At 40.6% G+C, this 26,340-nt stretch carries 27 protein-coding genes; 20 read left to right on the top strand and 7 right to left on the bottom strand.

Annotated elements, in window-relative coordinates; all coding sequences use genetic code 11:
* Window positions 1–21: 21 nt before the first annotated feature.
* Both ACH6CZ_RS13950 and ACH6CZ_RS13945 read left to right on the top strand, forming a co-directional pair.
* Window positions 22–1,377, top strand: a complete 1,356-nt coding sequence (locus ACH6CZ_RS13950) for a GntP family permease (protein WP_374098075.1) — start codon at window positions 22–24, stop codon at window positions 1,375–1,377.
* 211 nt (window positions 1,378–1,588) lie between these two features.
* Window positions 1,589–1,963: a VOC family protein gene (locus ACH6CZ_RS13945; RefSeq protein ID WP_374098074.1), complete on the top strand. Its 375-nt coding sequence runs from the start codon at window positions 1,589–1,591 to the stop codon at window positions 1,961–1,963.
* A 431-nt stretch (window positions 1,964–2,394) separates the two neighbouring features.
* Here the strand turns inward: ACH6CZ_RS13945 and ACH6CZ_RS13940 are convergent, their stop codons facing one another.
* The gene (locus tag ACH6CZ_RS13940; protein WP_374098073.1) at window positions 2,395–2,823 is read right to left on the bottom strand and encodes a MarR family winged helix-turn-helix transcriptional regulator; all 429 of its coding nucleotides are present in this window, start codon (window positions 2,821–2,823) and stop codon (window positions 2,395–2,397) included.
* A 109-nt stretch (window positions 2,824–2,932) separates the two neighbouring features.
* On the opposite strand from ACH6CZ_RS13940, the gene ACH6CZ_RS13935 reads away from it, so the two are divergent.
* Window positions 2,933–4,096 carry an MFS transporter gene (locus ACH6CZ_RS13935; RefSeq protein ID WP_374098072.1) on the top strand — a complete coding sequence of 388 codons (1,164 nt, stop codon included), beginning with the start codon at window positions 2,933–2,935 and terminating at the stop codon, window positions 4,094–4,096.
* A 207-nt stretch (window positions 4,097–4,303) separates the two neighbouring features.
* Here the strand turns inward: ACH6CZ_RS13935 and ACH6CZ_RS13930 are convergent, their stop codons facing one another.
* Window positions 4,304–4,483 carry a helix-turn-helix domain-containing protein gene (locus ACH6CZ_RS13930; protein ID WP_374098071.1) on the bottom strand — a complete coding sequence of 60 codons (180 nt, stop codon included), beginning with the start codon at window positions 4,481–4,483 and terminating at the stop codon, window positions 4,304–4,306.
* Between the two features lie 353 nt (window positions 4,484–4,836).
* Between ACH6CZ_RS13930 and ACH6CZ_RS13925 the strand changes: the two genes are divergently transcribed.
* The 4 genes from ACH6CZ_RS13925 (at window position 4,837) to ACH6CZ_RS13910 (ending at window position 9,794) form a co-directional block, all read left to right on the top strand.
* Window positions 4,837–6,099, top strand: a complete 1,263-nt coding sequence (locus ACH6CZ_RS13925; protein ID WP_374098070.1) for a hypothetical protein — start codon at window positions 4,837–4,839, stop codon at window positions 6,097–6,099.
* A 67-nt stretch (window positions 6,100–6,166) separates the two neighbouring features.
* Window positions 6,167–7,288, top strand: coding sequence for a mandelate racemase/muconate lactonizing enzyme family protein (locus tag ACH6CZ_RS13920; protein ID WP_374098069.1), 1,122 nt, complete (start codon window positions 6,167–6,169; stop codon window positions 7,286–7,288).
* Window positions 7,285–8,685: a YfcC family protein gene (locus tag ACH6CZ_RS13915; protein ID WP_374098068.1), complete on the top strand. Its 1,401-nt coding sequence runs from the start codon at window positions 7,285–7,287 to the stop codon at window positions 8,683–8,685. Before ACH6CZ_RS13920 ends, ACH6CZ_RS13915 begins: the two co-directional genes overlap by 4 nt.
* A complete protein-coding gene (locus ACH6CZ_RS13910) occupies window positions 8,685–9,794 on the top strand; it encodes an amidohydrolase (RefSeq protein WP_374098067.1) in 1,110 nt (369 codons plus the stop codon). Before ACH6CZ_RS13915 ends, ACH6CZ_RS13910 begins: the two co-directional genes overlap by 1 nt.
* A 347-nt stretch (window positions 9,795–10,141) precedes the next feature.
* Here the strand turns inward: ACH6CZ_RS13910 and ACH6CZ_RS13905 are convergent, their stop codons facing one another.
* The gene (locus ACH6CZ_RS13905) at window positions 10,142–10,510 is read right to left on the bottom strand and encodes a MerR family transcriptional regulator (RefSeq protein WP_374098066.1); all 369 of its coding nucleotides are present in this window, start codon (window positions 10,508–10,510) and stop codon (window positions 10,142–10,144) included.
* A 154-nt stretch (window positions 10,511–10,664) separates the two neighbouring features.
* On the opposite strand from ACH6CZ_RS13905, the gene ACH6CZ_RS13900 reads away from it, so the two are divergent.
* Window positions 10,665–11,519, top strand: a complete 855-nt coding sequence (locus ACH6CZ_RS13900) for an SDR family oxidoreductase (RefSeq protein ID WP_374098065.1) — start codon at window positions 10,665–10,667, stop codon at window positions 11,517–11,519.
* Window positions 11,520–11,533: 14 nt separating this feature from the next.
* Window positions 11,534–11,893: a DoxX family protein gene (locus ACH6CZ_RS13895; protein ID WP_374098064.1), complete on the top strand. Its 360-nt coding sequence runs from the start codon at window positions 11,534–11,536 to the stop codon at window positions 11,891–11,893.
* A 39-nt stretch (window positions 11,894–11,932) separates the two neighbouring features.
* On the opposite strand, the gene ACH6CZ_RS13890 is transcribed toward ACH6CZ_RS13895, so the two are convergent.
* Window positions 11,933–13,441: a BCCT family transporter gene (locus ACH6CZ_RS13890; protein ID WP_374098063.1), complete on the bottom strand. Its 1,509-nt coding sequence runs from the start codon at window positions 13,439–13,441 to the stop codon at window positions 11,933–11,935.
* Between the two features lie 304 nt (window positions 13,442–13,745).
* Window positions 13,746–14,318 carry a CGNR zinc finger domain-containing protein gene (locus ACH6CZ_RS13885; protein WP_374098062.1) on the bottom strand — a complete coding sequence of 191 codons (573 nt, stop codon included), beginning with the start codon at window positions 14,316–14,318 and terminating at the stop codon, window positions 13,746–13,748.
* Window positions 14,319–14,426: 108 nt separating this feature from the next.
* On the opposite strand from ACH6CZ_RS13885, the gene trxA reads away from it, so the two are divergent.
* From trxA to ACH6CZ_RS13850, 7 genes are all read left to right on the top strand, one after another.
* Window positions 14,427–14,738 carry a thioredoxin gene (gene trxA / locus ACH6CZ_RS13880; RefSeq protein ID WP_374098061.1) on the top strand — a complete coding sequence of 104 codons (312 nt, stop codon included), beginning with the start codon at window positions 14,427–14,429 and terminating at the stop codon, window positions 14,736–14,738.
* 232 nt (window positions 14,739–14,970) lie between these two features.
* Entirely contained in the window at window positions 14,971–15,468 is a 498-nt protein-coding gene (locus ACH6CZ_RS13875; RefSeq protein WP_374098060.1) for an RrF2 family transcriptional regulator, read from the top strand.
* Between the two features lie 2 nt (window positions 15,469–15,470).
* The gene (locus tag ACH6CZ_RS13870) at window positions 15,471–17,984 is read left to right on the top strand and encodes a YhgE/Pip family protein (protein WP_374098126.1); all 2,514 of its coding nucleotides are present in this window, start codon (window positions 15,471–15,473) and stop codon (window positions 17,982–17,984) included.
* 235 nt (window positions 17,985–18,219) lie between these two features.
* Window positions 18,220–19,584 (top strand): cobyrinic acid a,c-diamide synthase CobB, encoded by a 1,365-nt coding sequence (locus tag ACH6CZ_RS13865; RefSeq protein WP_374098059.1) that lies wholly within the window; start codon window positions 18,220–18,222, stop codon window positions 19,582–19,584.
* Window positions 19,585–19,758: 174 nt separating this feature from the next.
* Complete coding sequence (locus ACH6CZ_RS13860; RefSeq protein ID WP_374098058.1) at window positions 19,759–20,163, top strand: Rrf2 family transcriptional regulator; 405 nt, start codon at window positions 19,759–19,761, stop codon at window positions 20,161–20,163.
* A 22-nt stretch (window positions 20,164–20,185) separates the two neighbouring features.
* Window positions 20,186–21,100 carry an NAD(P)/FAD-dependent oxidoreductase gene (locus tag ACH6CZ_RS13855; RefSeq protein WP_374098057.1) on the top strand — a complete coding sequence of 305 codons (915 nt, stop codon included), beginning with the start codon at window positions 20,186–20,188 and terminating at the stop codon, window positions 21,098–21,100.
* A 14-nt stretch (window positions 21,101–21,114) separates the two neighbouring features.
* On the top strand, window positions 21,115–21,666 hold the full coding sequence (locus ACH6CZ_RS13850) for a class I SAM-dependent methyltransferase (protein ID WP_374098056.1): 552 nt from the start codon (window positions 21,115–21,117) through the stop codon (window positions 21,664–21,666).
* Window positions 21,667–21,756: 90 nt separating this feature from the next.
* Here the strand turns inward: ACH6CZ_RS13850 and ACH6CZ_RS13845 are convergent, their stop codons facing one another.
* Together ACH6CZ_RS13845 and ACH6CZ_RS13840 are read right to left on the bottom strand one after the other, a co-directional pair.
* Window positions 21,757–22,995 carry a sugar ABC transporter substrate-binding protein gene (locus tag ACH6CZ_RS13845; protein ID WP_374098055.1) on the bottom strand — a complete coding sequence of 413 codons (1,239 nt, stop codon included), beginning with the start codon at window positions 22,993–22,995 and terminating at the stop codon, window positions 21,757–21,759.
* Window positions 22,996–23,104: 109 nt separating this feature from the next.
* Window positions 23,105–24,142, bottom strand: coding sequence for a LacI family DNA-binding transcriptional regulator (locus ACH6CZ_RS13840; RefSeq protein WP_374098054.1), 1,038 nt, complete (start codon window positions 24,140–24,142; stop codon window positions 23,105–23,107).
* Window positions 24,143–24,372: 230 nt separating this feature from the next.
* Here ACH6CZ_RS13840 and ACH6CZ_RS13835 point away from each other — a divergent pair, with 230 nt between their 5' ends.
* The 4 genes from ACH6CZ_RS13835 to ACH6CZ_RS13820 are packed head-to-tail and all read left to right on the top strand — an operon-like array spanning window position 24,373 to window position 26,328.
* A complete protein-coding gene (locus ACH6CZ_RS13835) occupies window positions 24,373–24,825 on the top strand; it encodes a MarR family winged helix-turn-helix transcriptional regulator (RefSeq protein ID WP_374098053.1) in 453 nt (150 codons plus the stop codon).
* 27 nt (window positions 24,826–24,852) lie between these two features.
* Entirely contained in the window at window positions 24,853–25,368 is a 516-nt protein-coding gene (paiA, locus tag ACH6CZ_RS13830; protein ID WP_374098052.1) for a spermidine/spermine N(1)-acetyltransferase, read from the top strand.
* Window positions 25,369–25,395: 27 nt separating this feature from the next.
* Window positions 25,396–26,007 (top strand): FMN-binding negative transcriptional regulator, encoded by a 612-nt coding sequence (locus ACH6CZ_RS13825; protein ID WP_374098051.1) that lies wholly within the window; start codon window positions 25,396–25,398, stop codon window positions 26,005–26,007.
* A 54-nt stretch (window positions 26,008–26,061) separates the two neighbouring features.
* Entirely contained in the window at window positions 26,062–26,328 is a 267-nt protein-coding gene (locus ACH6CZ_RS13820; RefSeq protein ID WP_374098050.1) for an SRPBCC domain-containing protein, read from the top strand.
* Window positions 26,329–26,340 lie beyond the last annotated feature (12 nt).

Genomic DNA, 26,340 nt, shown 5'->3' with positions numbered 1-26,340 from the left:
TTGGGAATGGGGGAAATTAATATGTTAACAGGCAATATGCTGATTCTGATCTTTTTACTTTCATTAGGGGCGTTATTCTTCCTGATTCTAAAATTAAAGCTTGAACCGTTTTTAGCATTGATCGGGGTAGCACTTGGAACGGCGTTAGTGATTGGGATTCCGGTTGCTGAAGTGCCGGGCATTGTCGCAGGCGGATTTGGCGCAACACTGACTGGTGTTGGGATCTTAATCGGTCTTGGGGTCGTATTTGGTCAATTTCTCGCAGCATCAGGCGCAATTGAAAGGATTGCACAGGCAGTCCTTCGCGTATTCGGTGTACAAAAATCACCTGCAGGCCTTGCACTGACAGGAACAGCTGTATCGATTCCAGTATTCTTTGATGCGGCCTTCGTGATTTTGAGCGGACTGATCAAGAGTCTGTCAAAGAAAACAGGGATCTCCATCGTGTCATTCGTAACAGCACTTGGGGTAGGCCTGATCGTGTCACACAGTATGATCGCGCCAACACCGGGACCACTGGTGGTTGCTGAAAATACAGGATCTGATCTTGGACTATTTATTTTATACGGTATTATCTGTGCGATTCCTGCAACATTGGTTGGTGGATATCTGTACGGGATGTTTATTGGTAAGCACGTGAAATCAGGCGTTACAACTGACGAGACTGAAGAAGCAGCAGCAACAGTTGAGGAAGCAGCGCCGCGCAAGCAGATCAGCACAGGGCTATCATTTGCGATGCTTGGTCTTCCGATTGTCTTGATTTTAGTAAATACAATTTCAAAGCTGTTTGTGCCTGAAGGTGTGTTTGCTTCAACATTAGGTTTTATCGGGGATAAAAACGTTGCCCTGTTTATCAGTGTAATTGTCGCAATCATTGTGCTGCAGCCTTACATCAGAACGCCAAAGCAGGAGCTTTATACAGAAGCAATTAACTCTGCCGGACTGATTATTCTTGTAACGGGTGCTGGTGGTGCGTTCGGAGCGGTTATCAACCAGAGTGGTATCGGTGACCACCTGATCGCAACGATGCAGAGCTGGAGCATTCCGGTCCTATTACTTGCATTCATTTTCTCACAGATCCTTCGTGCATCACTCGGATCAGCAACCGTTGCGCTTGTAACAACATCAAGCATTATGGGACCACTGGCAGTAGACCTTGGCGTCGCACCAGTATTACTTGGACTTGCGATCTGTGCCGGCGCAATCGGACTGTCACTTCCGAACGACTCAGGCTTCTGGGTTGTGAACAAGTTTGGTAAGCTGACGATTCCACAGACATTGAAGGCATGGACAGTTGGCGGGTTCTTAGCTGGACTGACTGCGCTTACGATGGTGTATATTTTGAGCTTGTTCTCAGGTGTGCTGCCTGGACTTTAAGAATAGTTGATGAGAGGAACCTCCTGGGATGGGAGGTTCTTTTTTTAATGGCTTTTAAATGCTATATGAAATAAAATGATAGAAATATTCTATAAATAGATTGTGCAGGAGCACGACATTTGAAATAATTGGTATTAATAAAATCAATGAAATCACTAAAAGTAAGCGTTAGGTATTCGCATAATTTGATTGGTTCATAGGAGGAACCCCATTGAGTAAATCATTCATCCAACATCTTCATTACATAAGAATTCCCGTTAGAGACTTAGATCAGTCTGTTCGATGGTATCAAAATGTATTAGGACTTGAATTAGTAACGATTACTGAGGATCCATTCGCGATTTTTAAAATAGACGAAGGGCCATTTTTAATTACACTGGTACCAACTGAAAATGAAACGTTTATTCATTTTACAATCAACAATGACGCTGCTTTCAGCCTCGGTTTTGCAGTTCCGGAATTAGAAGCGTTCCACCAGCATCTAGTTGATCATGACGTTCAGGTGGAGGACATACATGAAGATCAGGGTCATAAATATTTTATTTTCTATGATTTGAATGGAAATAAGCTTCAATCACATTGGTGAATGAATGTTAACTTAAAAGAGTGATTCAATGAAAGTGATAAACACCGGTTCCATCTTCATTGTCTCTTTCATCATCCTATTTTTGATCTTTAGCACCTGGATTGGATATATCACTGAAAGTTTGAGTTTACTAGATTCATGTGGTCTGCAGATACAGAATTCTATTTATCGTTTGGATCACAATAAACAGAATCAATTTTATGCATGCTTGGATGGTTTGAGAAAAAACGACTTACTGGAAGCTATTGAGAATAATAGAGGGATTTAAACTCTGTGCTAATCAATTATTCCCTGTCCTTCATACTCTTAACATTAGCAAGTGTTTAGGACAGGGGGATTATAAAGTAAGTGATATAAGTCTGGATAACCATTGTAGCAGAGAAGCTTGATACGCAAGGTATAGAGGCGCTTATGATTCTAAGTTAAAAAGACTAACCCTCAAGGTGATTCTTAATTTTAGTCAACATTTTTTGCATCTGATCAATTTCTTTTTTTGTAAGCGGGTGTGTGACTTCGCTCTCCAAATCATATCGAATATGCTGAAGTTGACTTTTTCGTTCTTTCCCCAGGTTTGTTAAATAAATCAGTTTTGTTCTGGCATCATGTTCAACGGATTTTTTATACACTAAATCTTTTTGAATCAGAATATCGATCAGCTTGGATAAAGATGAACCTCGAATTCCGAGTTCGCGTTGAAGGTAAGATTGTTTCACTCCATCTTTTTCATAGAGAACAAACATGACGTTTACATGAGAAACACTTAATCCTTCACTTTGAAGTCTGTCATTTTGCAGCAATTTTATGGAATGAGATATTTTTTGTATCTGATATCCGATATCATCGTGATGTGATTCATTCATAGAATTCATCCTTTCTAAAAATAGTTTATCATATATCAGATGCATTTAGTTAGTTTCCTAACTATCTTTATGATAAGATATGTTTCTAATGATAAAGGAGGTAGCTTCAATGAATGAATTATCCAAATCAGGCATATTTGCTTTAATGCTTGCAGCAAGTCTTACTGTCATGGTAGGTAGTGCGATTACACCTGCTTTACCTACTATATCCGGGCATTTTAATATGGAAAATCACGCAGCCTGGCTAACGACGCTTCCCTCTCTTGGGGTAGTGATTTTTGCTCCGTTGGCTGGTAAATTGATCGATAGAGCTGGTCCTTACATCTCTTTATGTATTGGTCTATTTTTGTATGGGGCACTGGGGATAACAGCAATTTGGTTAGAAGGAACTTCTATTATTTTAATAGATCGAATTCTGCTTGGTGGTGCAACCGCTGTTGTCATGTCAGCAGCAACCGGGTTACTTGCGGAGTTTTTTGATAAAGAGAAGCGCTTGAAGATGATTGCACTTCAAGGCATGTCTATCGAAGCTGGAGGTATCATATTCTTAAGTATTGGAGGTATATTGGGGAGTTTTGGATGGCAATTTCCGTTCTTATTATATCTAATTGGATGGATCGCTCTAATCACACTAGTGATCTTTGTTCCATTTCCTTCTAAAGAAGAAAAGAAGGAAATGCCATTAGACGAGATGTCCTCAAAAAAAATCTGGCCAGTATTATTGTCCGCTATGCTTGCAATGACTATATTTTTTGTCACGATGGTTTCTGTACCATTTTATCTTGCAGAGCATTTTCATATGACTTCTGAAGGAACAGGATATTTTCTGGCAATGATTTCTTTGGTTGCAGTGATTTCAGCCAGTCAGATGCCTAAAGTTGTCAGTAAAATGAATGATTATTCCACATTGATGAGCGGTTTTATCCTATTTGGTACTGGTTACTTACTGCTTGGGTTGAATCAGACCTTCATTCTGGTGGCAATTGGAGGGGGGATCCTGATCGGCTTTGGATTTGGATTTACAATTCCGCTCGCAAATCATATGACAGTCGAAAAAAGCAGTACAACTAATCGTGGTAAAAATCTTGCTTACTTTTCTTCTGCTGTTTTTCTAGGTCAATTTTTATCTTCTTTTGTTGAGAGTATTTCTGATGATCTGTCAGTTGTTTATATTATGACGGCTGCAGCATCCTTATTGATTGGCGCATGTTTCTTTATTTTATTAAAAAACTCACACATGTTATTTCGAAAAGAAAAGCATGCTCATTTCTAAATTTCTCACTAGCCTTAAAAAAGCGGTTTAAGCATGCTGTGAGCCAGGGACCACATATTAAACCAACATTTTTATATGGTATTTAACACTTTAGAATGATCAGAGATTCATTATTTAATTAAATTTGCCGGCAGACCTGCAGCCTTCTGAAATTGATTCATATTTATTTAACTGGTTCATTTCTGAAGGCAGTTTGTGGGTCATACTTCATTGTTTTGGAGACTGTCCATACATTCTCTTGAATTCCCTGCTGAATTGAGAAGCACTGACATATCCGACTTCAAAGGCAGCGTCTGTTATATTAACGCCAGTTGCGATTTTCATTGCGGTGCTATTTAATCGGACTGATTTTACAAACTGGGTCGGTCCAGTCGGAGATTGTGTCATAAAGCCGCATGCACTTGATAAAAAAGTTGCCAAGAGACTTTGGGAAGTATCAGAAGAAGCAACGGGCATCAAATGGCTGATTAATCACAGTTGATTTTAATGATATTTGTTAAAGGTTTTCTCCTGTTTTGAAATTAGTTCTGAATGTGTGTGAAATTGTCCAGGACAGGGTGGTTTAGAAAGTTCCTCCCTGTCCAGAAAACAATTCTGAACGTTCGAACCTGTTTTGAGACAGGTTTTTTAGGCTAGCTAGTGTTCCTGGATACTCCTTCGTAAATTCGCGGTATTTTTTTGTGTTGTTTTCCGTCAGCTCAAATTTGATATAATAAGACCACAATTCAGGGGGTGACATGATGAAAATTGGTGTAATTGGTTCAAGGCAGTTTCTTGAAGATATAGAAAAATTAAAAGAAAGATATCGTGAAGTCAGTTTTTATCCATATTTATATGAATCTCCCGATGAGGCTGAAAGTATAATCAGGTCTGTTGAAGAGAAAATGGATGTTTGGCTATTCTCAGGTATCATTCCTTATTTTTATGCCCGTTCTGCTGTGAAGCAAAAAAAATTGCTATACACCTTCGCTCCGTTTACTGAAATAATGGTGGCGCTTTCGTTGTTCAAGCTTTTTTATCAGGAAGGTATCACCATGAGCCGGGTGTCACTGGATTTGCCTGATCAGCGAACGATTCATGGAGTGCTTAAGCAGCTCGGGGCTGACCATGAAGTAAAGTTCATAAAAGATTATGCATGGATCTATAAAGAGTTATCAGAACAAAAAACGCTTGACCTCGATGCGTTTGTGAACTACCACCGGTCATTATATGAATCAGGTGAAACATTGATTGCCCTAACAAGCATACATGCCGTATATGATCAGCTTCTTTCTCTCGGAGTACCTGCGCGTTATATGATCCAGGCGGAATCTGCAACGTTAGAAGGAATCGAAAAAGCGATTCAAATCGGCAGGCTGGAGCAGGAGAAAAAATCCCAGGTTGCAGTAATCAAAGTAGATGGCTCATACAAAGCGATAAATGATCCATTTATTCGGTTGCTTAATGGCACTGTTACACAACAGGATGACAGTTGGAATCTGTATTCAACACGCGGAGCAGTAGAAGAGAATTTTGATGCTGAGCAGCTGCTTGGAGCAGGAGATATACCTGTGATCGGGATTGGATTTGGGCAGACGCTCAGGCGGGCAGAGTTGCATGCACATGATGCATTACAGTATGCAAAAAAACATCAGCACAGTGGTCCAGCAGTTTATCTATTGAATGATAAAGACGTTTTATTAGATTGGAATGCTGAACATAAGGTGCAGATAAAAGTTAAATCCGATTCTGTAGATGTCCTGCGTATTGCTGAAGAAATTGATCTGGCTGCCAAAGCAGTTCATCTTTTTTTATCATTTATTATTGATGGCGACGCACCAGCTTTTACTGCAAATGATTTTGCTGCCTACACTGGAAAATCCAGAAGATCTGCTGAGAGAATGATCAAAAAGTTTGTTGAATTTCAATATATTCAACATGCCGGTACTGAACGTCCATATGATCAGGGACGTCCGAGAGCAGTCTATCGTGCAACAGAAAAACTCTTGAATCAGGTTGACTAGATAAAATTTTCAGATTATTATAATGTATAATAAACGACAAAATAACGACAAAATAGAGGTGACTGTTATGAAAATTATTGAAGCGAATATATGGGGAATCCACCTTCCATTTATCGAGCCGTTTGTCATATCTTATGCAACATTTCCACACATGCCTTCTATCATTCTGGAACTAAAAACAGATGAAGGAATTAGCGGGTTTGGAGAAGCTGTACCTGATGAGCATGTAACAGGAGAATCTTTTGAAGGAGCGTACGCCCTATTAAAGCATATGCTGATTCCTGAAGTGATTGGTGAATCACCATTTAATATTGAACGTATTCATCAGAAAATGAATGACAGGTTAATACATAATCCTTCAATTAAAGCCGCAATTGATATCGCCTGCTATGACTTAATGGGCAAAGCAGCAGGATTGCCAGTGTATGATCTGCTGGGTGGGAAAGCACATGACAGACTTACCTATCCAAAGGTGATTTCCATTGGAACACCAGAAAAAATGGCATCACAATGCAAAGAATCGCTGAATGAGGGATATAGAGAATTAAAAATTAAGTTGAGTGGAGATGTCCAGACAGATGTCCGGCGCTTACATATGATTCGTCAGACAGTAGGAGACAAGGTGCCAATCAGAGTGGATGTCAATCAGGGCTGGAAAACAGTTGACCAGGCAAAACGTGCGCTGTCACAGCTTGCCTCACTTAATCTGGACTGGATTGAACAGCCGCTTGCCCCTCATGAATTTGATGCTATGAATGAACTGAGATCTTTCTCTGTTATTCCATTGATGCTTGATGAAAGTGTTGTGAGTGAGACAGATCTAAACAGAGCGATTGTGACACGTGCAGCAGATAAAATCAATATCAAGTTAATGAAATGTGGAGGTATCTATCCTGCCGTTCATATGGCTAAAACAGCGGAAGCAGCAGGACTTACATGTCAAATTGGTTCAATGGTGGAATCATCAATTGGTTCAGCAGCAGGATATCACGCAGCGATGGCAAGAAAAAATATTACCAGCACTGAACTTACAGGACCTTTGTTGTTCTCAAGTGACGTTGGTAACCTGAGCTACCAGATTCCTGAAGTAGTCCTTACCGGGCAACCTGGTCTGGGCATTGACATAGATCGTTCCTTGCTGCAGAGCTTAAGTGTTAAATATGATGAAATAAAGGAGAAGATAATATGAGTGAAAAGAAAAAGAAATTGCCAATTCCACATACATACGCCATTATTTTTTCGATTGTGATTTTGGCGGCGATTGCAACTTACATTGTTCCTGCAGGACAGTTCGATCGAGAAGAAGTAGATGGGAGAACAGTCGTGGTTGGTGACAGCTACAAGGAAGTGGAATCAAATCCGATTGGCTTTTTTGAAGTCTTTATGGCAATTCCAGAAGGGATGGCAGCAGGTTCTTCTATCATTTTTTATATCTTTTTAGTAGGTGGGGCTTTTGGTATCATTCGCGCTACGAATGCAATTGAAGCTGGTATACATAAAACGGTTGTAAAGCTTGGCAAAAAAGAATTTTTATTAATTCCAATCACCATGTTTATTTTCTCAGTGCTTGGAGCAACCATGGGTATGTCAGAGGAGAGTATTATTTTTGTTCCGATTGGGATTGCGATTGCCCGTGCGATAGGATATGACGCGATTACTGGTACTGCAATGGTCAGCCTCGGAGCAGCGAGCGGATTTATAGGTGGTATGCTGAATCCATTTACTGTTGGAATCGCACAGGGCATTGCTGAGGTTCCGATCTTTTCAGGATTTGGTTTTCGCTTTGTGGTATACATTTTTATTCTTTCAGTGGCAATTTTTTATGTAATGAGATATGCAAGAAAAGTAAAAAATGACCCATCTCGCAGTGTCATTGCTGATCTTGAATTGAAAGCCAAAAAAGATGCGGAAGAGAAAATCAAGGAATCCGGACTTCCTTCATTTTCAACAAGGCATTTATTTGTATTTTTAATTATCATTGGTGGTTTAATTTTTAACGTCTTTGGTGTTTTTCAGTGGGGATGGTATTTAACTGAGCTTGCTGCATCATTCATTATTATTGGTTTGCTTTCTGGATTTGTAGGCGGGTTAAATGTGAATCAGGTATTTGATGCTTTTGTCGATGGTATGAAGCTTGTGGCATTCGGTGCGTTGATTGTAGGTTTTGCTCGTGCGATTCTTGTTGTGATGGAAAATGGCGTCATTATTGATACACTTGTCAATTCACTTGCAGCATTGATCAGTCAGCTTCCTCAAACGGTGAATGTAGTGGGAATGCTGGTGGTACAGACAATTACAAACCTGTTTATTCCCTCAGGAAGCGGACAGGCTGCCACTACAATGCCAATCATGACGCCTTTATCTGATCTGCTGGGCATTAACCGGCAAGTTGCGGTGCTCGCATATCAATATGGCGATGGTATCTCTAATTCAATTATTCCAACCTCTGCATCATTGATGGGCTATCTTGCTGTTGCTGGTATTCCCTATGAACGATGGGTTAAATTTATTTGGAAATTAATCCTTGGCTGGTTCTGTATCGCAGTTATTGCATTGATTGTTGCAGTACTGATTGGAGTCTCATAATGGATCAGCTGTGGCTTGAAAAGTTGTATAAAGAATTACATGAGATGGCAGAGGTAAGCTTTAAGGAAAAGAAAACAACAGCATACATTGCATCAGTGTTATCGAAATTTGACATACGCTTCCAGACATTTGAACATCATACTGGTTTGATTGCTGAAGTTGGAAGCGGCAATCCAGTGATTGGACTGCGTGCCGATATTGATGCGCTGTGGCAGGAAGTTGATGGCAAGATGAAAGCCAACCACTCCTGTGGACATGATGCTCATATGACCATTGGCATTGGTACGCTCCTTACCCTAAAAGAAAAAGAGTCACAATTAAAAGGAACTTTCCGTTGCCTGTTCCAGCCTGCCGAAGAACAAGGAAATGGTTCATTGAAAGTGATCGAAGCAGGTGCTGTTGATGACATGGAGACTTTGTTTGGTATTCACTTGCGGCCTAAAGATGAAATCAGATTTGGAAAAGCAGCACCTTCAATTCGTCACGGTGCAGCAATTTTTTATGAAGGTAAGATTCTTAGTGCCGATGCACATGGTGCGAGACCACATCAGGGGGTCAATGCAATTGATGCAGGATTTGCTATTCAACAGCGCCTTAATCAAATCAGGCTGTCTCCTATGACACCCCATTCAGTAAAAATGACTAAATTATTAGCAGGAGGAAATAGCCCGAATATTATACCAGGAAATGCATTATTCAGTCTGGACCTGCGCGCTCAAACCAATCATGGACTTCAGCAGCTTAAAAAAGAAGTGTCGATCACGCTAGAGGCAATAAAAATCATGTATCAGATAGAAATAGAAGGTGACTGGATTGATTACACACCGGGTGCAGAGGTTTCAACAGAAGCAGAAAGTATATTGAGCCTTGCGATTAAGGATGTACTGGGGGAAGATAATTGTGAAGCACCCATCATTACTCCGGGAAGTGATGATTTTCACTTCTACACAATTGAACGCCCGCAACTTAAAGCATCTATGCTCGCCCTAGGAGCTGATCTGACACCAGGGCTTCATCATCCACACATGACCTTCAACCTGAATTGTCTGAAAGTCGGGGTTGAAGTGTTAGAGAAAGCGGTGAGGGAAGTGATGAACAGTAGCAGTTAACTAAATTGAGTAATATAAAGAAAATGGACAGCTGGCCGATTCTGAAATGGAATACCTGCGCTGTAAAAATTGATGTGAAGAACCTCCTGGAGATAGGAGGTTCTTTTTAAATTGATCATATTAACCACCCATCCTATGTTAAGTTAAACATCATTCCCGTACGATTTAATATATGATATAAAATTAAACATAGTTGCGTAGAAATTGAATCTGGCATAGGGAATCGTTAAAAGAATTGTGTAAACCGACACAAACATGTGATGAAAAAGGTGTAGAACAGTTCTCCAGATGATCAGCTTATTTTTCTTTCTCACCTAGTTTTGTCCATATCGCGTGGCTCTCCCATTTCACCTTTTCAACTCAGGTGCAGATTGATCATATAATGCAAGCTTTTCTTTAATTTTCTTCAGATAATTGATTTGTAAACTGATATTCTCTTCCACTCTTGTTTTATGATTTTCTAACAGGTCTCTTCTTAATTGAAAAGACTGATCGCCATCTTCATACAGTCTGACATACTCTTTGATTTCTCTGACAGGCATATCTGTAGATCTTAATGCCTTGATAAATAAAATCGACTTGATATCCCGATCGCTGTATAATCTTAATCCGTTTTTGTCTCTTTTCACATAAGGCAGCAGTTTTTCTTTTTCATAATAACGAAGAGTCGGTGCTGATAAGCCTGTTTTTTGTGTAACCAGCTTCATTGAATACATATAATCATCCTTTAAAAATTCATTTTACTCTTGTGTTAAAGTGCACTTTAACAATTATAGTGTAATTGATCAAATTGATCACCTTTCATTTTATAAGCTCGAATCTTGCCTGAATTTAATAGCAGGCATAATACTCAAAAAAAGGATGATGAACATGAAAAGTAAAGTTGCAGTGATTACAGGTACTTCAACAGGTCTCGGTCTTGGATTAAGTAAAGCTTTAGCGGAAAACGGATGGAAGGTTTACGCTACCATGAGAGATGTCTCTAAAAGAGATAAAGTAACTGCTTTGAAGGAATCGGGTCTGGATATTGAGATCGTTCAATTAGATGTTCAATCACAAAAATCTGTTGATCAGGCGGTTCAATTCGTCATCGATAGAGAAGGCCAAATAGACTTGCTTATCAATAATGCAGGTGTTGGATTTATCAAAACAACAGAGCAAAGTACAGAAGAAGAATATCAACATGTATTTGATATTAATACGTTCGGACAGATCCGTTGTACAAAAGCAGTGCTGCCGCATATGAGAAAAAGAAATCAAGGGAGAATTATCTCCATTTCTTCAGTGGGTGGGCTGGTTGGACAGCCGTTACATGAGATCTATTGTGCATCGAAATTTGCAATTGAAGGATATTATGAGAGCTTAGCCACTTATGTGACGCCGTATTTTGGGGTTGAATTTATGGTCGTAGAGCCTGGAGGGATTTCTTCCGAATTTGCAAATTCAGTACTGGCAAACGTTGAAAAGTCGGGAGGATTTCCTCAAGATGATTTTGAACAGGTGTTAAATGATTTCATGGGGCAACGAACAAATCAGGACGAAGGTGTTTTCCAAACCCCTCAGGAAATTGCCGAAGTCATCTTAGATCAGCTGAATACAAAAAGGCTTCCGCTTAGAATGCGAACATCTGAATGGGCTTCAGGCTTTACAAAATATAAAACAGAGGCAGATCCAACCGGTCTATTGCAAACTGATTATGTCATATCCCGTATTTTGGGCAAGTAAGGTGGTAAAGGCAGATGGAGATGCCTGAATATTACTGGGTTATGATTTCACTTATATCAGGAATGCTGTTGTTGAGCGCATGGACATATCTATTCAGTCCAATCACAATTGAGGGAATCAGGGAATTGAGAATACCTGATTATATTCGTATCCAGCTCGCTGTTTCCAAAGTGATTGCAGCTGTCATTCTTTTAATTCCAATAGCACCGGATTTATTAAGACATTGGGCTTTTGCAGGTGCAGGGTACTTTTTTATAACATCAATTGTGGCACATATTGTGAACAGAGATACGATTGTCTATACGATGATTAACGTCATTTTTTTAGGGTTGGTTGCAGCCGCTCAAATCATTTTTTACAACATCAATTTATAAAAAACAGGATGCTCATGATAGCTGAGCATCCTGTTTTCATTAAATACTTTTATCCGTTTTTTTCTTTCTTCTGCCGACCTCCTGATTAGCAGCACGGAAGAAGGAATATCCCATTAATAATATGACGACTGAAAATGGAAACGCTGCAATAATCAATACATTCTGCAGACCTTGTGTGCCGCCAAAGTAGACAATAATAGCAGCCATTGAAGAAAGTGAAAGTCCCCAGAGAATCTTAACAGGGCCTTCCGGATTCATGGAGCCGGATGTAGATAACATCCCGAGTACAAATGTAGCAGAATCCGCTGATGTAATGAAAAAGATTGCAATGACCACGATTGTCAGTAATGACATGAGTGTGCCAAGTGGATAATGCTGCAGTGTTGCAAATGTAGCCGTTTCAATTGGGAATGACGAAATCTTTTCGATTCCAAGCTGTTCCAGATTGATTGCTGAGACACCAAACACTGAGAAAAAGATAAAGCAAACGATTGCAGGTACAAATAGTACACCAAGCATGAACTCTTTCACAGTACGGCCTTTTGAAATTCTGGCAATGAAAATACCAACAAACGGTGACCATGAAATCCACCAGGCCCAGTAGAATATCGTCCAGGCTTTAATCCAGGATTGATTTTCTTCATTAAGAGGTGCAACTCTTAAGCTCATATCAAAAAAGTTTGCAATATAACCTCCAAGAGAATCTGTAAACATATTGAATATGTATAACGTTGGACCGACAATCAATAAAATGATCATTAATAAAAATCCAAGAAACATGTTTATGTTACTGAGGTATTTGATTCCTCTACTGACACCAGACCATGCTGAGAAAATAAATAAAGCCGTAGAAATCGCTAAAATGATTAATTGAACTGTAAAATTACTTGGTGTATTAAATAAAAATGCCAGTCCCTCATTGATTTGAGCGGATCCAAACCCAAGTGTTGCAGCGACGCCGACAACTGTTGCTACAACTGCAAGCGTATCAATAATCGTTCCGGGCATACCGTTCATTCTTTTTTCACCAAAGACAGGAATGAGCGTGGCGCTGATCAGTCCGGGATACCCTTTATGAAACTTAAAATAAGCAAGTACAAGCGCGACGATCGCATAGACAGCCCATGCGTGAACACCCCAGTGGAAAAACGAAAATTGAAGCGCTTCTTTGACTGCCTGACTGCTGCCTTCTTCAGAAATCGGACTTGAAGTAAAAGCGTGAGAGATCGGTTCAGCTGTAGTCCAGAACACAAGTCCCATTCCCATTCCGGCACTAAACAGCATCGCAAACCATGTAGAAAGCTTAAATTCAGGCTTGTCATCAGATTTGCCTAATTTAATATTTCCAAATCGTGAAAAAATTAGATAGACACAAAAAATCAACATGATCATAACGATTAGTAAGTAATACCATCCAAACCAGGTAGATAAAAACCCTGTCACTTCAGCTGTGACTGTCTGAAGGTTAACCGGCGCGAGCACGCCCCATAATACAACGATCAGGCACACACCTAACCCATACCAAAAAACTGTTGAAACACTTCTCATAGATTCACCTCTTATTAAATTTCCGTAAACATGGTTGTAAGAAGGCCAAATTTACAGACTATGTTACTATTACATACCCTTAAAATGAAATGCAAATCAATCTAACGGCAATAGATGATTAATATTGAACATTACATATGAGTAGATGTAATCATTTTATTTATTTATAAAGAATACAAATTTCTCAACTTTGTGCTGCACAAAGTTCCTTATAAACAAACAAAGTTGTATCTGTCGCAGGGAGTAATACTGCCATACTAGATTAGTAGATTGTGCAAAAGGAGTAGTGTTTGAACCGACTTTTTTATGTTGAAAAACGTTTTGTTTTATTACGCTCATAATGAGCTCTAGCTTTTAAGCGATTTCCACAGGTCTGCATTGAACACCATTTCCGGCGACCCTTTTGATTAATAAAGTAGGCAAAGCATTCTTCATTTTGACAGGCAGATACTTTGCTTAATATACCCTCTTCTTTGTTTTTAAGCATATAAAAAGACAATAAAGCCATCAATCCCTTATTTCCTCCATTTACAGGTACAGGTAATAGTTTGCCCTCAGAAATTTCAAAAAATAGCTCCCCGCTGGTTAGCCTGCTAAGGTCATTCATAAATTGATCCTCGGGTATTTTTTTATCTAAATAAAGTCGGCATTGATCTCTAAACCTTGTGAGTTCATCTGCAGAAAATGATTTCTGCTTTAAAAAACTGAGTTGTTCGGTTGTTATTATTTCCCGTTGGTTAAGATAAATCAGCCAATCTATAATATCGTTTTCTGTTAAAAGCAAATCGTTTCTGCGCTTATGCTGATAATTAATTGTATTTACAAAATGAATAAATAGATATGGTGATTGAGCTGAACTTTCTAATGGAAGGGTCAATGTAAATCCTCCTCAAACTTTTTCGTTGACTATCAGTTTAACATAGATTAATATTCTAACCGTAATATATCAATTTAATGGTTAGGAAATAGATTGGAGGAGTTAACAATGTCAGTATTAAATGTAACTGATGAAAGTTTCAAAAATGAGGTCAAGGAAGGGTTAGTACTCGCAGATCTTGGAGCGCCGTGGTGTGGTCCATGCAAAATGATCGCACCGGTACTTGAAGAATTATCTGACGAGCTAAATGGGCAAGCTAAAATTGTGAAATTAAATGTTGATCAAAATCCTGAAACAGCACAGGAATACGGAGTGATGAGTATTCCAACTTTATTATTTTTTAAGGATGGAGAACTGGTTGACAAGAAAGTCGGTTTCAAATCGAAAGAGGAATTATCCGAAACGCTAGATCAGTTATAAATCTTAATTTTAATCAATACATTTATACGCAAAGCGGGAGATAACAATAGGTTAACTCCTGCTTTTTTGTGTGCTCTGATATTGAATAAAGTCATTAGACAAAGCTTATTTATATCAAATCGCTTAATGAATATTTTGTGACATGGTTGAAACTTGAGATAAAATTATATAAAGTGGACAAATAGTATCTATAATAGATAATTGACATCCACATTATGAAGAGGTGACGTAGATGAAATTAACAAATGGCGTAGAGCAGGCGATCTGCATTTTAGTGCTGCTTGCCACCCAGGAGAAGCAGATCCCTGTGGCAACGGATGTGATCAGCAAAAAACTTGAGGTATCTCCATCCTACTTAAAAAAAATCATGAGAAAGCTGGTTGTCAAAGACATTATCAAATCCGTTCCCGGTTCGAAAGGTGGGGTAACGCTTGCTAAAGATCCGGGAGAGATCACGATGCTTGATATTGTTGTGGCGATGGAAGGTGAGATGAAAATGTTTCCTGATAAAGGGCTCATTGAGAAAGTATTCAATGATAGTGAGAATGCTGGCAGGGGTCAGGAGATTTTCAGAAATGTATTTCACGGAGCAGATCAGCAGCTGGTTGAATATTTTTCTTCTATTACAGGTGAGGATCTGCTTAAGCAGGGCTTTGGTGATATGGAACCGCCGCACCTGGACTGGAATGAATTGACGGACGATGAGAAGAAATCAGGTGAATCGAAGTGAATATGTTTAAGTATGACTGGCAGTCTTTATTTAAAAATAAGAAAATGCTTGGGACTGCGATTGTCATGATGTTTATTCCGGTGATTTATGCCGGCATTATTTTGTCATCATTTTGGGATCCATTCAATCAGACAGATCATATGGCAGTCGCGGTGGTTAATGAAGATCAGCCGGCTGATGTTGAAGGGACAACACTCTCGATTGGTGAAGATCTCGTGGACGAACTGAAGACGAATAAAGATTTTCAGTGGCATTTTATCAGCAGGGATGAAGCTGAGAAGGGCTTTGATGACAATGATTATTATATGATGGTCGTCATTCCTGATGACTTTTCATCAAGTGCAGCGACTGCGCTCGATGATGAGCCTGAGAAAATGAATTTAACCTATAAGATCAATCCCGGGCGCAATTATTTTATTGAGAGTATCAGCAGTAATGCAGCAGATCAGCTGAATCAGAGCATTTCAGACCGCGTCACGGAAAGCTATGTCAAAGTACTGTTTGAAAATATTAATGAGCTTGGAAATGGTCTTGCAGAAGCAGCTGATGGTTCAGGCCAGCTTGAGGATGGTACGAATACCGCCAAAGAAGGTGCTGCTGAACTGACGAAGCAGCTTGCAAAACTGACTGATGGAACGCTCACGTTTCAGGATGGTGCAAATGAGTTACGTGTTGGGCTGAAGCAATTTGCAGATGGGGTGAACCAGTTGAACGCCGGAGCATCAGATCTGACAAACGGCATTCATCAATTTGCTGATGGAACAGGCGAGCTTGCCTCAGGCGCTTCAGCTTTAAAAGAAGGAACGACTGCTTATACAGCAGGTGTGGCGCAGATTGCTGAAGGTGCCGGCGCACTTTCTGAAGGAACGTCACAGCTATATGAGAAGTCTGCGTCACTTGTGAGCGGCGCAAATGATATAGCATCAGGTGTTCAGTCAGTTGATGAAAATATCAATAGAATACAACAGGAAGGCAGTGAACCGCTTGCTGCAGGCCTTGAGGAAATGCGGCAGCAGGCTTCTGTATTATCAGACAGTGAAGGGGTTTCTGCACTGACTGACGGGATTGGCAGCTTACAGAGTGGGTTGTCTCAGATGACAGAAGGGAGCAGCAATTTGACAGCCGGTTTGACGCAGATGCAGGAGCTTTCCGCAGCGCTCAGCCTGGCGATCGCAGAAGGTAACATGGAGCAGGCGGCCGCTCTATCTGATCAGATTGCAGCGCTCAATCAGCAGCTGATTCCAGGTGCTGAGTCTATTGAAGAAGGCATCAGCGGGATTGCGTCAGGCGGGACCGCACTCAATAATGAGCTGACTGCTTTTGCCGATCAGGTGCCTGTACTGATCAATGGATTTAATCAGGCAGCAGACGGCGCACAAGCGCTGAATGATTCATTGAGTCAGCTTTCAGATGGTACAGGTACGCTTGCAAATGGAGCTGAGTCGCTAAAAGAAGGCACAGTTGCTTATACGCAGGCAGTAGGAGAAATTAATAACGGCGCTGCAAACCTGACATCAGGTGCCCAGACACTGAACGGGAAATCCGATGAACTAAGCAGTGGAGCGCAGCAGCTTGCTGAAGGGTCAACTAAGCTGAATGAAAATACAGGCGCACTCGTTGATGGCTCAGACCAGCTGGCGTCAGGACTTGGTGTGTTGGCAGAGAATACACCTGCACTCACAGATGGCTCGACGGCTCTTTCGTCAGGCGCAGCAGATCTTTCAGATGGAGCGACTCAGCTGACAGACGGTTCGCGGGATCTTGGTGAAGGACTCTCTGAACTGAGCAGCGGTACAACAGAGCTTGCTGCAAAGCTGATTGATGGAGCAGAGGAAGCAGGGGGTGTTCATGCAGACGACAAGACGTATGCCATGATGGCTTCACCTGCTGAAACCTCCGTTGAAAAAGTGTCCAACGTTCCGAACTATGGACATGCACTCGCACCAAACTTTCTATCAATCGGACTCTTTATCGCAGCACTAGCATTTAACATGATCTTCCCGCTCGGTGAAGCTAAAATTCTTCCTGCATCAGGCAGGGAATTTTGGGTCAGCAAAGCAAGTATTGCAGCGGTTCAGGCAGTGATGAGTGCGCTGATCCTGGATGCAATCGTCATCTACGGACTCGGTCTTGAAATCGATCATATCGGTCTCTTCATTGCGATCTCAATTGTCTCGTCTCTCGCTTATATGTTCCTTGTCACGCTGCTCGTTGTCGGCCTTGGAAATCCGGGACGTTTCATTGTAATGGTCGGTCTCGTCGTGCAGCTCGCAGCAAGCGGCGCTATGTTCCCGAGAGAACTGACAGCACCATTTTTCGAAGCAATTAATCCATACTTGCCAATGACCTATGTCATTTACGGGTTCAGAGAAGCGATTTTCTCTGCAGAAGGTATGTATATGTATGACTTGAGCATTGGCATATTAGTGGCTTTGACTTTACTTTGCAATGTACTGTTATGGCGGGTATTTTCGAGAAAGACACACAGACTTGAATCAGCCGGAGTAACAGTTTAAAAATATAGAGTATTAAACGCCCGTATCAGATACATGATGTGGGCGTTTTTTAGTAAGAATTAGTGTTGAGTCCATTTAATGGGGAAGTTTACAAGCACCAGAGGTTCATCTACAATAGGGTTAATTTACAGGTATACAGGATTTTCCTGAGGTGAAACCTTGAAAAGTTTACAGGAGGAAAAGTAATGAACTTTAGAATAAAAAACAGTACTCTTTTGCAAAACGGAGTGAGCTCATGACTGAACGCAGGGTACTAATCGCAGGTGTATCAAGCGGTGTAGGCAAAACCGGTACCACCATCGGATTAATGGCAGCTTTGATAAAAAAGGGTCTGACCGTGCAGGGATTCAAATGTGGTCCGGACTATATTGATCCGTCTTACCACACCGCTGTCACGGGGCGTCCGTCGCGCAACCTGGACAGCTGGATGCTTTCAGCGGATGTGATGAAGGAAGTGTTTGTGAAAGGGAGTAAAGGCTCCGACGTTTCGATCATTGAAGGCATGATGGGGCTTTATGATGGTGAGTCCCCAACGTCTAACCGGGGATCAGCAGCGGAGGTCAGTACGATACTGGACTGCCCGGTGATTCTGATAGTAGATTGTTCCGCCATAGCCCGCAGTGCAGCGGCAGTTGTAAAAGGATTTCAGAGCCTGGATCCAAATGTATTGCTTGCAGGTGTCATTGCAAACAGGGTTGGAAGTGAAGGTCACTACAAGCTGATTAAGGAAGCAGTGGAACAGGAGTGCGGCATTCCGGTCTGCGGTTATCTCACAGAAAATGAAAATATGAACATGCCTGAGCGTCACCTTGGTCTCGTTCCATCAATTGAGCGTGGTGAACTTAATGATCAGCTTGAAAAATTAGGTGAAGCAGTTGCGGAAACAATTGATATAGAACGGATTTTTCAGATCAGTCAACAGCCGCCTTTTGCAATTGCAAATACGCTATTTAAGCAGAAAGATCCGATATCTGTCAAAGTAGCCGTTGCCTATGACCAGGCATTTAATTTCTATTATCAGGAAAATATTGAATTAATCGAAGCATATGGCGCTGAAGTGATTTATTTTTCACCGGTAAATGGAGACGTGCTCCCGCCCGAAGCAGACGGTCTTTATATTGGCGGTGGCTTTCCGGAGCAGTTTTTAGAAGAGCTTTCACAAAACAGTGAAGGTAAGCAGTCGATTAAAGAGGCAGTTGAAAAAGGACTCCCAGTACTCGCGGAGTGCGGCGGCTTAATGTATCTATCTGAATCAATCACAAATCTGGAAGGAAAGACTTATCCAATGACCGGCGTACTGCCCGGTAAAACAGAGATGCAGACGAATTTTGCAGCGCTCGGCTATCGTGAAATCTCAGGCGCTGAAGGCAATCCTTTTTTAAAAAGTGGAACGAGCTTACGCGGTCATGAATTTCATTATTCGACCTTTACACCATATGAAAAAATGCCGAGTGCTTATCATGTAAGCAGTCACTTTGGTTCAGGGGAAGAGGGATACTTATATAAAAATGTTGTGGCCGGATATACGCACCTTCATTTTGCGTCTGACCCTGAGGTGCTTGAGAATTTTTTAGTGGAATGCAAAAAGAGAAAATGTTAATAAATGTTTTTTGTATAACTATAAACCCGGACTCATTTTTGAAAGCAAGATTTTTAGCTATCAGAACAGAATGCAATATAAAAAATAGATTTTCTAATACTATCATGCTATACTCAAATTAATTAAAGATATCAAGAGTCTTTAATATCTCTTTTAACCCCCGGGAGGTTTATCATGAAATATTCAAATGCAACGAACTATGCACTCCATACAATGGTTTATTTAACGACTCAGCAGGGAGAAAAGCTTGTAGGTGTGCAGGAGTTAGCTGATATGCAGAAGCTTTCTCCAACTTATCTTTCAAAAATCTTAACAAAGCTTGCGAAGGCCGGACTGATTGAGTCGACACCTGGCGCGAAGGGAGGTTACAAAATATCAAGAACAAAGCAGGAGATTTCTTTTCTGGATGTCATTCATGGAATTGAAGGTGAGACGAGTTTATTTGACTGTACGATTCACCATGAGGGCTGTCTGATTGAAAATGTAATGAGAGAAGCGGAAGAGAATATGAAGTCTGAATTGCAGTCAAAGCTTTTAGTTGATATTGCGAAAGAGGCTGAAATGAATCAAAAAAATTAATTCATTAAAAGGAGTGTAGCGCATGATGTTAGATTGTGCTGTAATTGGCGGTGGACCAGCCGGACTGAATGCCGCTTTGGTGCTTGGCCGGTCCAGACGTAGAACAGTTTTGTTTGATGATAATAAACCGAGAAATGCGGTCACACAGGAATCCCATGGGTTTATTACCAGGGATGGTATCGACCCGCAGGAATTTAAGCGGATTGGGCAGGATGAATTAAGCAACTATTCTGATGTGCGCATTGAAAAGCAGCGGGTGCACAGGATTAAGAAAGAAGATGGGCAATACAGTGTGGAAACAGAAAGTGGAGAGGTATTTTATGCCAAAAAAGTAATTCTCGCAACAGGCTTTAAGGAAAGCCTGCCTGATATCCCGCGTGTTCATGAGTTCTATGGTAAGAGTCTGTTCGGCTGTCCTTTCTGTGATGGATGGGAAATAAGAGACCGCCCGCTTGCTGTGATTGCAGAGGATCAGAAGGCAGTTCACATGGCAAAGCTGGTGTCCAACTGGACAGATGATTTAATTGTATTTACGAATGGGCATCACGTTATATCTGATGAAGAAAAAGATTTACTAAGCAGCGTTGGAATTACAGTTAATGAAAAGAAAATTGTTTCGTTAATTGGTCAGGGTGGACAGCTTGAAAAAATTCAGCTGGAGGATCAGACAGAAGTGTTGCGTAAAGGTGGATTCATCGCTTCAGAATGGATACAGGCAGCAACGTTCGAATCTGATCTTGGCTATCAGTTAAATGAACAAGGTGGCATTGAAACGGACAGCATGCAGCGAACGAAAACGCCAGGCGTATTTGCATGTGGAGATACAAGAATTGCCGGGGCATCTCAGCTTATCATGGCAGCGAGTGAAGGCAGTATGGCTGCAATTGCTGTGAATGCAGAGCTGTTAGAGGAGAAATTCAACGGAATGAAGATGTAGAGAGGATGAGGTATATGCATCACGGGAAAGTATCTTATCTAGAAAGCGCTGAACGCAGAAAGGCATTTTCACCAGAGCATCTGCTTGATATGATTCCTTTAAATGAGTCGGATCACATGTTAGACTTTGGAGCCGGAACAGGTTACTTCACGATTCCTGCTGCAAAAAGGTTAGAAGGGAAAGTCTACGTAATGGATATTGATCCTGACATGCTTGAGATGATCAATGAAAAAGCGGTGAAGGCACAGCTCGATCATATTGTCACTGTAGAGGGTAGTATTGAAGCACTGCCATTACCAGCCGGTTCAATTGACGTCGTCATTGCTTCACTCGTCTTACATGAGATCCAGCCACTTGCACCATTACTTAAACAAATGAGAAATGTTTTAAAGAACAATGGTTATCTTATTTGTCTGGAACTTGAACCAAAGAAAAGTTCAGGACATGCACCGAGGATTACACAGGAGGGAATGAAGCGGGAAATGATTGAAGCAGGTTTTGAGATAAAGGAAGTATATGAACCGGCAGACTCTTTGTATTTGGTGATTGCACAAAAAGCTAAATAATTTTTTTATTTAATTAGAGATATTAAGTATCTTTAAAGTATTTAATAAGAAAACTGCAAGGGATGGGGGCCCTTGCAGTTTTTTCTCTATTTATTCGTAATTCGTCGCAATCTCTTCCTCAATTTTTCCTACGCCTTCTTCAAGCGCTTCAGCCGGGTCATCACCCTGCATAATAAAGGTCAGTGCATCAGCCATTGGCTGCCACACAGCTGATAGCTCTGCGATATTCGGGAATGGGCGTGCGCGCTCAAGCTGTACGGCAAACCCTGCAAGCATTGGATCTTCTGTGAAATCCGGACTGCTCAGAATTGCTGAGTTTGCAGGGATTTCTCCTGTTGCTTCAAACGTTTCTTTTAGTGATTCCTCACTTGTCAGATGGACGGCAAGCTCTGTTGCTTCTTCAGGGAACTCTGAGTAAGAAGAGAGCATCCAGCCTTTTGTGCCAAGGAATGTCTCAGGGTATTCACCGTTTTCAAGCTCTGGAAGTGGAGCGGTACCAAGGTCATCACCTAGCGCTTCTTCAAAATCATATCTTGCCCATGGTCCGTTGATAATGGCACCAGCCTGGCCATCCATAAATAATCCATTAGCTGCATCAATCGTAATACTCGGCGGTATGTATCCGCTCTCAAACCAGCCCTGAATTAAAGATGCGCCTTGTACTGACCTATCATTTGCGAGACCAACATCATCTTTTATATAACCATCACTGTCTTCATTAAAAATGTAACCGCCATACCCGGCCATAAATGGGTAAGAGAAGTAAAAATCATTTGCCGGATAAAGGAATCCAAACTGGTCATTCGCGTCATCAGTCAGATCAGCCATCGCAGCTTCTAAATCCTCAATAGTTTCAGGCGCCTCCGGAATCAGTGCCTTGTTGTAGTATAGAGCAAGTGATTCAACCACTGCAGGCAGACCATACAATTCACCATCATAGCTAAGCGCTTCAAGCGAACCTGCAGAATATGTATCAAGAATTTCCTGATCCACTTCAACAGGATGGACAAGTCCCTGAATAGAAAGATTCCCTACACCCGGCTGATAAAAGAGGTCAGGTCCATTTCCTGATGGTCCATCAAGTACAATCGCTTCAGTCTGATCATCCTGTGGCATAGACACAACCTCAATAGGAATGCCGGTTTCATCAGTGAACGCTTCAACCTGTGATTCAATTGCACTTAATTCAATGTCAGGCGCCCACACTAATAGCCCTTCTGATGATACATCTGAAGAAGCGGTGCCCTGATCCTGTGAACGCTCTGGCGCACAGGCTGCTAATATTAAAACCAATGACAAACTCCCTGCAGTTAATGTTAATTTATTCATTATATATCCTCCAAACATCAATTTTTTGAAACAAAACAGCGGAGAAAATCACCTCCTTAAAGATTTAGTTAATCGGTTAACCAATTATAAAAATATTCAACAAAAGATGTTAGTTTTCTTTTGTTGAACCACGTACGACTAACTCCACTGGCAGTTGAATAAGTGTTTTACTATGTTCAGATTGGTGCTGGTGCTCAATCGACTGAATCAGCTGATCAGCAGCGATTGATCCTTTTTCAAAAATGTTCTGCCGCACAGTCGTTAATTCAGGTGTGATGTACTGACTGATCGCCAGGTCATCAAAGCCGATGATTGAAAAGTCGTCCGGCACAGAAACGCCATGCTTGCTGAGACCCTTCATGGCACCGATCGCAATATGATCAGAAACCGTTACAGCGGCTGTACATGAGAGCTGCTCTTGAACAAATCTTACACCCCAGTCATACCCATTTGAAAATGTGAGATCCTTCAGTTCAAAAACCAAGTCTTCATTTACGTTTACATTAAACTCTTCAAATGCCCGCTGAAAGCCTTTAAAACGCATCTGCTCCACTGAACTGTCCTGCAGTGAGGTTGCCAGAAATGCAATCTCGCGGTGACCAAGCTCAAGCAAATGCTTAGCAGCCAGATAACCGCCAGCCTCATCATCAATTCTCACATTCACATATTGTTCAGCGTGCTCTTCATAAATATCAATACAGATAATCGGCAGCTCTACTTTGCGGATCACCTGATACAGCTCCTCTGAAAGCGAACCGATCAAAATGAGTCCATCGAGATTTCTCTTCTTTACCCAATTAATACACTCAACAGGATCCGTCACACCGGAAATCATCGTATCAAAGTGATGAGCTCTCGACACGCTCTCAACTCCGCTTAGAAAATGATCATAATACTGATTATTTTCAAAGACTGAAGCAGGAGCGTTGCTGATAAAGGGAGCCACAACCCCAATTAAATTCGATTTTTTCTTAGACAGGCTGATCGCTGTATAGTCCGGATAATAACCAAGCTCCTCAACCGCTTCATGTATGCGGCGGGAGGTTTCCTCAGATACTTTTTTTACATTATTTAATACATAAGACACCGTAGCCCCGGAGACTCCGGCAGCCCGGGCCACATCCCGAATCGTTACTCTATTCTTCATAAAACCTCCGTTTAACCGGTTAACTAGTTTTATTTAGATTATTTTATTTGATGGAGAATGTCAATATGAAATGTAAGGGTTTTCAAAAAGAGGTAATTCAAAAGTGGTACGTGTATAAATTTTTAACAAAATAACCTGATATAATGAAGTTTTTATTGCAAATACAACAAAATTAATTTAAATTAAAGGTATAGAAAAATATTGTATATGCAATAAAAAAGGAGACCCATATGACAGAAATTCTACGTGAAATAGGAATGATTGCCCGGGCTTTGGATTCCATCAGCAACATTGAATTTAAGGAATATGATCTGACAAAAGGTCAATATTTGTACCTGATCAGAATATGTGAAAATCCTGGTGTTATTCAGGAACAGATCATAGAAATGATCAAGGTGGACCGTTCTACTGCAAATCGTGCAGTTCAAAAACTTGTTGATAATGGGTTTGTTGAAAAAAGAGAAGATGAACATAATAAAAAGATTAAGAGACTTTATCCCACAGACAAAGGAAATACGATCTATCCATTTATAAAAAATGAGAATGAGTATTCTGAGAAGATGGCTTTGAAAGGATTGGCAGAAGATGAAGTAGAAATCGTACAAAAGTTATTGCAGCAAATTAGAAAGAATGTTGAAAAAGACTGGGATTTCGTTAAGAAAGGGAATAAACGAAACTATTAATCCTTGAAAGGAAGTGTTGATATAAAAATGACTATTGTGATAAGGAAATGTAGTATAGACGACTTGCAGGAACTTCAGAAAGTTAGCATTGAGACATTTACTGAAACATTCAAAGAACATAACTCTCCAGACCAATTAGAATCATATTTAAAGCGGGCGTATCAAATAAATCAGTTAAAAACTGAATTAGATAATCAGTTTTCACAGTTTTATTTTATATATTGTGATCATGAAATAGCCGGATATTTAAAAGTAAATGTTCAGGATGCTCAAACAGAAAATATGGGTGCTGAATCGCTTGAAGTAGAAAGAATTTATATAAAGAAAAAGTTTCAGAAAGCCGGGCTTGGAAAACAGTTGCTTAATCAGGCACTTGAAATAGCCAGCAATCAAAATAAAGAAAAGATTTGGCTGGGAGTCTGGGAAGAAAATAAAAACGCAATTGGCTTTTATAAGAAAAAGGGATTTGTAATAGCGGGAAGTCACTCCTTCTTTATGGGTGACGAGGAGCAGACTGACCTGATTATGGTGAAGGATCTTTAATGATGATTTGAAAGGTGATGGTGTCATATGTATATTCCAAAACACTTTAAGGTTACTGACTTCAGTGAAATAGAAGCATTTATTGAAGAACATTCATTTGGAACGCTTATATCCACAAAAAAGGGCAAGCCTATTGCAACACATTTACCAATGCAGTTATACAAAAAAGAAGATATATATTATATTACAGGGCATATGGCATATGGGAACCCTCAATGGAAAACATTCAAAGCCTGTGAAGACGTTCTGATAACGTTTCAGGGACCTCATGCTTATATCTCATCATCATGGTATGAAAAAGAAAATGTGCCCACATGGAATTATCAGTCTGTCCATGTATATGGTAAAGCATATTTATTAGAAGAAAAAGAATTAAGAGACGACCTGACCTATTTACTTCAAAAATATGAAAAGCATCGTCCGGATCCTGTCTTATGGGAGACGCTTTCCCCTTTTTTATTGGAAAAAGAATTAAAAGGAATTGTAGGTTTTAAGGTTCAGGTGAATGGAATACAGGCTGCTTATAAAATGAGTCAGAACAGAAATAAAGATGATTACGAAAACATCATTAAGCAATTGCAGAATGAAGGGAATCCGGAATCGAGTGGACTGGCTGAGCGAATGAAGAATAAAATTTGAACATGACAGAATGATAATTCAAAAGATGAAGAGGCAAACAAGGGGGATTTTAATATGAACGAATACGGCACTTTACATGAATCAGAGGGTCGCTATGTTATAAAATTTGCACGAGCTTTTCCCCAAAATATATCGGAAGTTTATCGTTTCCTTACCAGGCCTGATTGTTTTGCTCAGTGGTATCCATTTGCCACAGGCGAGATGGAGCTTAAAACTGGTGGTGAAATTGGCTTCGATGATGGAGAAGGAACAACTTATAAAGGAGTTATTGCAGAGTTAGAAAAGCCGGTACTTTTGAGTTTCGTGAAGAAGGTGATCTGATAAGGATCTCTT

It is taken from the genome of Jeotgalibacillus sp. JSM ZJ347 (assembly GCF_044383825.1).
GTDB lineage: Bacteria > Bacillota > Bacilli > Bacillales > Jeotgalibacillaceae > Jeotgalibacillus.
The sequence above is the reverse complement of the archived record's forward strand: the minus strand, read 5'-3'. Positions and strand labels throughout refer to the sequence as shown.

What these genes read in the sequence shown, in the direction of transcription:
- ACH6CZ_RS13950 (WP_374098075.1), top strand. Translation starts at nt 22, where the DNA reads ATGTTAACAGGCAATATGCTGATTCTGATCTTTTTACTTTCATTAGGG.
- ACH6CZ_RS13940 (WP_374098073.1), bottom strand. Translation starts at nt 2,823, where the DNA reads ATGAATGAATCACATCACGATGATATCGGATATCAGATACAAAAAATA.
- ACH6CZ_RS13935 (WP_374098072.1), top strand. Translation starts at nt 2,933, where the DNA reads ATGAATGAATTATCCAAATCAGGCATATTTGCTTTAATGCTTGCAGCA.
- ACH6CZ_RS13930 (WP_374098071.1), bottom strand. Translation starts at nt 4,483, where the DNA reads ATGACACAATCTCCGACTGGACCGACCCAGTTTGTAAAATCAGTCCGA.
- ACH6CZ_RS13925 (WP_374098070.1), top strand. Translation starts at nt 4,837, where the DNA reads ATGAAAATTGGTGTAATTGGTTCAAGGCAGTTTCTTGAAGATATAGAA.
- ACH6CZ_RS13920 (WP_374098069.1), top strand. Translation starts at nt 6,167, where the DNA reads ATGAAAATTATTGAAGCGAATATATGGGGAATCCACCTTCCATTTATC.
- ACH6CZ_RS13915 (WP_374098068.1), top strand. Translation starts at nt 7,285, where the DNA reads ATGAGTGAAAAGAAAAAGAAATTGCCAATTCCACATACATACGCCATT.
- ACH6CZ_RS13910 (WP_374098067.1), top strand. Translation starts at nt 8,685, where the DNA reads ATGGATCAGCTGTGGCTTGAAAAGTTGTATAAAGAATTACATGAGATG.
- ACH6CZ_RS13905 (WP_374098066.1), bottom strand. Translation starts at nt 10,510, where the DNA reads ATGTATTCAATGAAGCTGGTTACACAAAAAACAGGCTTATCAGCACCG.
- ACH6CZ_RS13900 (WP_374098065.1), top strand. Translation starts at nt 10,665, where the DNA reads ATGAAAAGTAAAGTTGCAGTGATTACAGGTACTTCAACAGGTCTCGGT.
- ACH6CZ_RS13895 (WP_374098064.1), top strand. Translation starts at nt 11,534, where the DNA reads ATGGAGATGCCTGAATATTACTGGGTTATGATTTCACTTATATCAGGA.
- ACH6CZ_RS13890 (WP_374098063.1), bottom strand. Translation starts at nt 13,441, where the DNA reads ATGAGAAGTGTTTCAACAGTTTTTTGGTATGGGTTAGGTGTGTGCCTG.
- trxA (WP_374098061.1), top strand. Translation starts at nt 14,427, where the DNA reads ATGTCAGTATTAAATGTAACTGATGAAAGTTTCAAAAATGAGGTCAAG.
- ACH6CZ_RS13875 (WP_374098060.1), top strand. Translation starts at nt 14,971, where the DNA reads ATGAAATTAACAAATGGCGTAGAGCAGGCGATCTGCATTTTAGTGCTG.
- ACH6CZ_RS13870 (WP_374098126.1), top strand. Translation starts at nt 15,471, where the DNA reads ATGTTTAAGTATGACTGGCAGTCTTTATTTAAAAATAAGAAAATGCTT.
- ACH6CZ_RS13865 (WP_374098059.1), top strand. Translation starts at nt 18,220, where the DNA reads ATGACTGAACGCAGGGTACTAATCGCAGGTGTATCAAGCGGTGTAGGC.
- ACH6CZ_RS13860 (WP_374098058.1), top strand. Translation starts at nt 19,759, where the DNA reads ATGAAATATTCAAATGCAACGAACTATGCACTCCATACAATGGTTTAT.
- ACH6CZ_RS13855 (WP_374098057.1), top strand. Translation starts at nt 20,186, where the DNA reads ATGATGTTAGATTGTGCTGTAATTGGCGGTGGACCAGCCGGACTGAAT.
- ACH6CZ_RS13850 (WP_374098056.1), top strand. Translation starts at nt 21,115, where the DNA reads ATGCATCACGGGAAAGTATCTTATCTAGAAAGCGCTGAACGCAGAAAG.
- ACH6CZ_RS13845 (WP_374098055.1), bottom strand. Translation starts at nt 22,995, where the DNA reads ATGAATAAATTAACATTAACTGCAGGGAGTTTGTCATTGGTTTTAATA.
- ACH6CZ_RS13840 (WP_374098054.1), bottom strand. Translation starts at nt 24,142, where the DNA reads ATGAAGAATAGAGTAACGATTCGGGATGTGGCCCGGGCTGCCGGAGTC.
- ACH6CZ_RS13835 (WP_374098053.1), top strand. Translation starts at nt 24,373, where the DNA reads ATGACAGAAATTCTACGTGAAATAGGAATGATTGCCCGGGCTTTGGAT.
- paiA (WP_374098052.1), top strand. Translation starts at nt 24,853, where the DNA reads ATGACTATTGTGATAAGGAAATGTAGTATAGACGACTTGCAGGAACTT.
- ACH6CZ_RS13825 (WP_374098051.1), top strand. Translation starts at nt 25,396, where the DNA reads ATGTATATTCCAAAACACTTTAAGGTTACTGACTTCAGTGAAATAGAA.
- ACH6CZ_RS13820 (WP_374098050.1), top strand. Translation starts at nt 26,062, where the DNA reads ATGAACGAATACGGCACTTTACATGAATCAGAGGGTCGCTATGTTATA.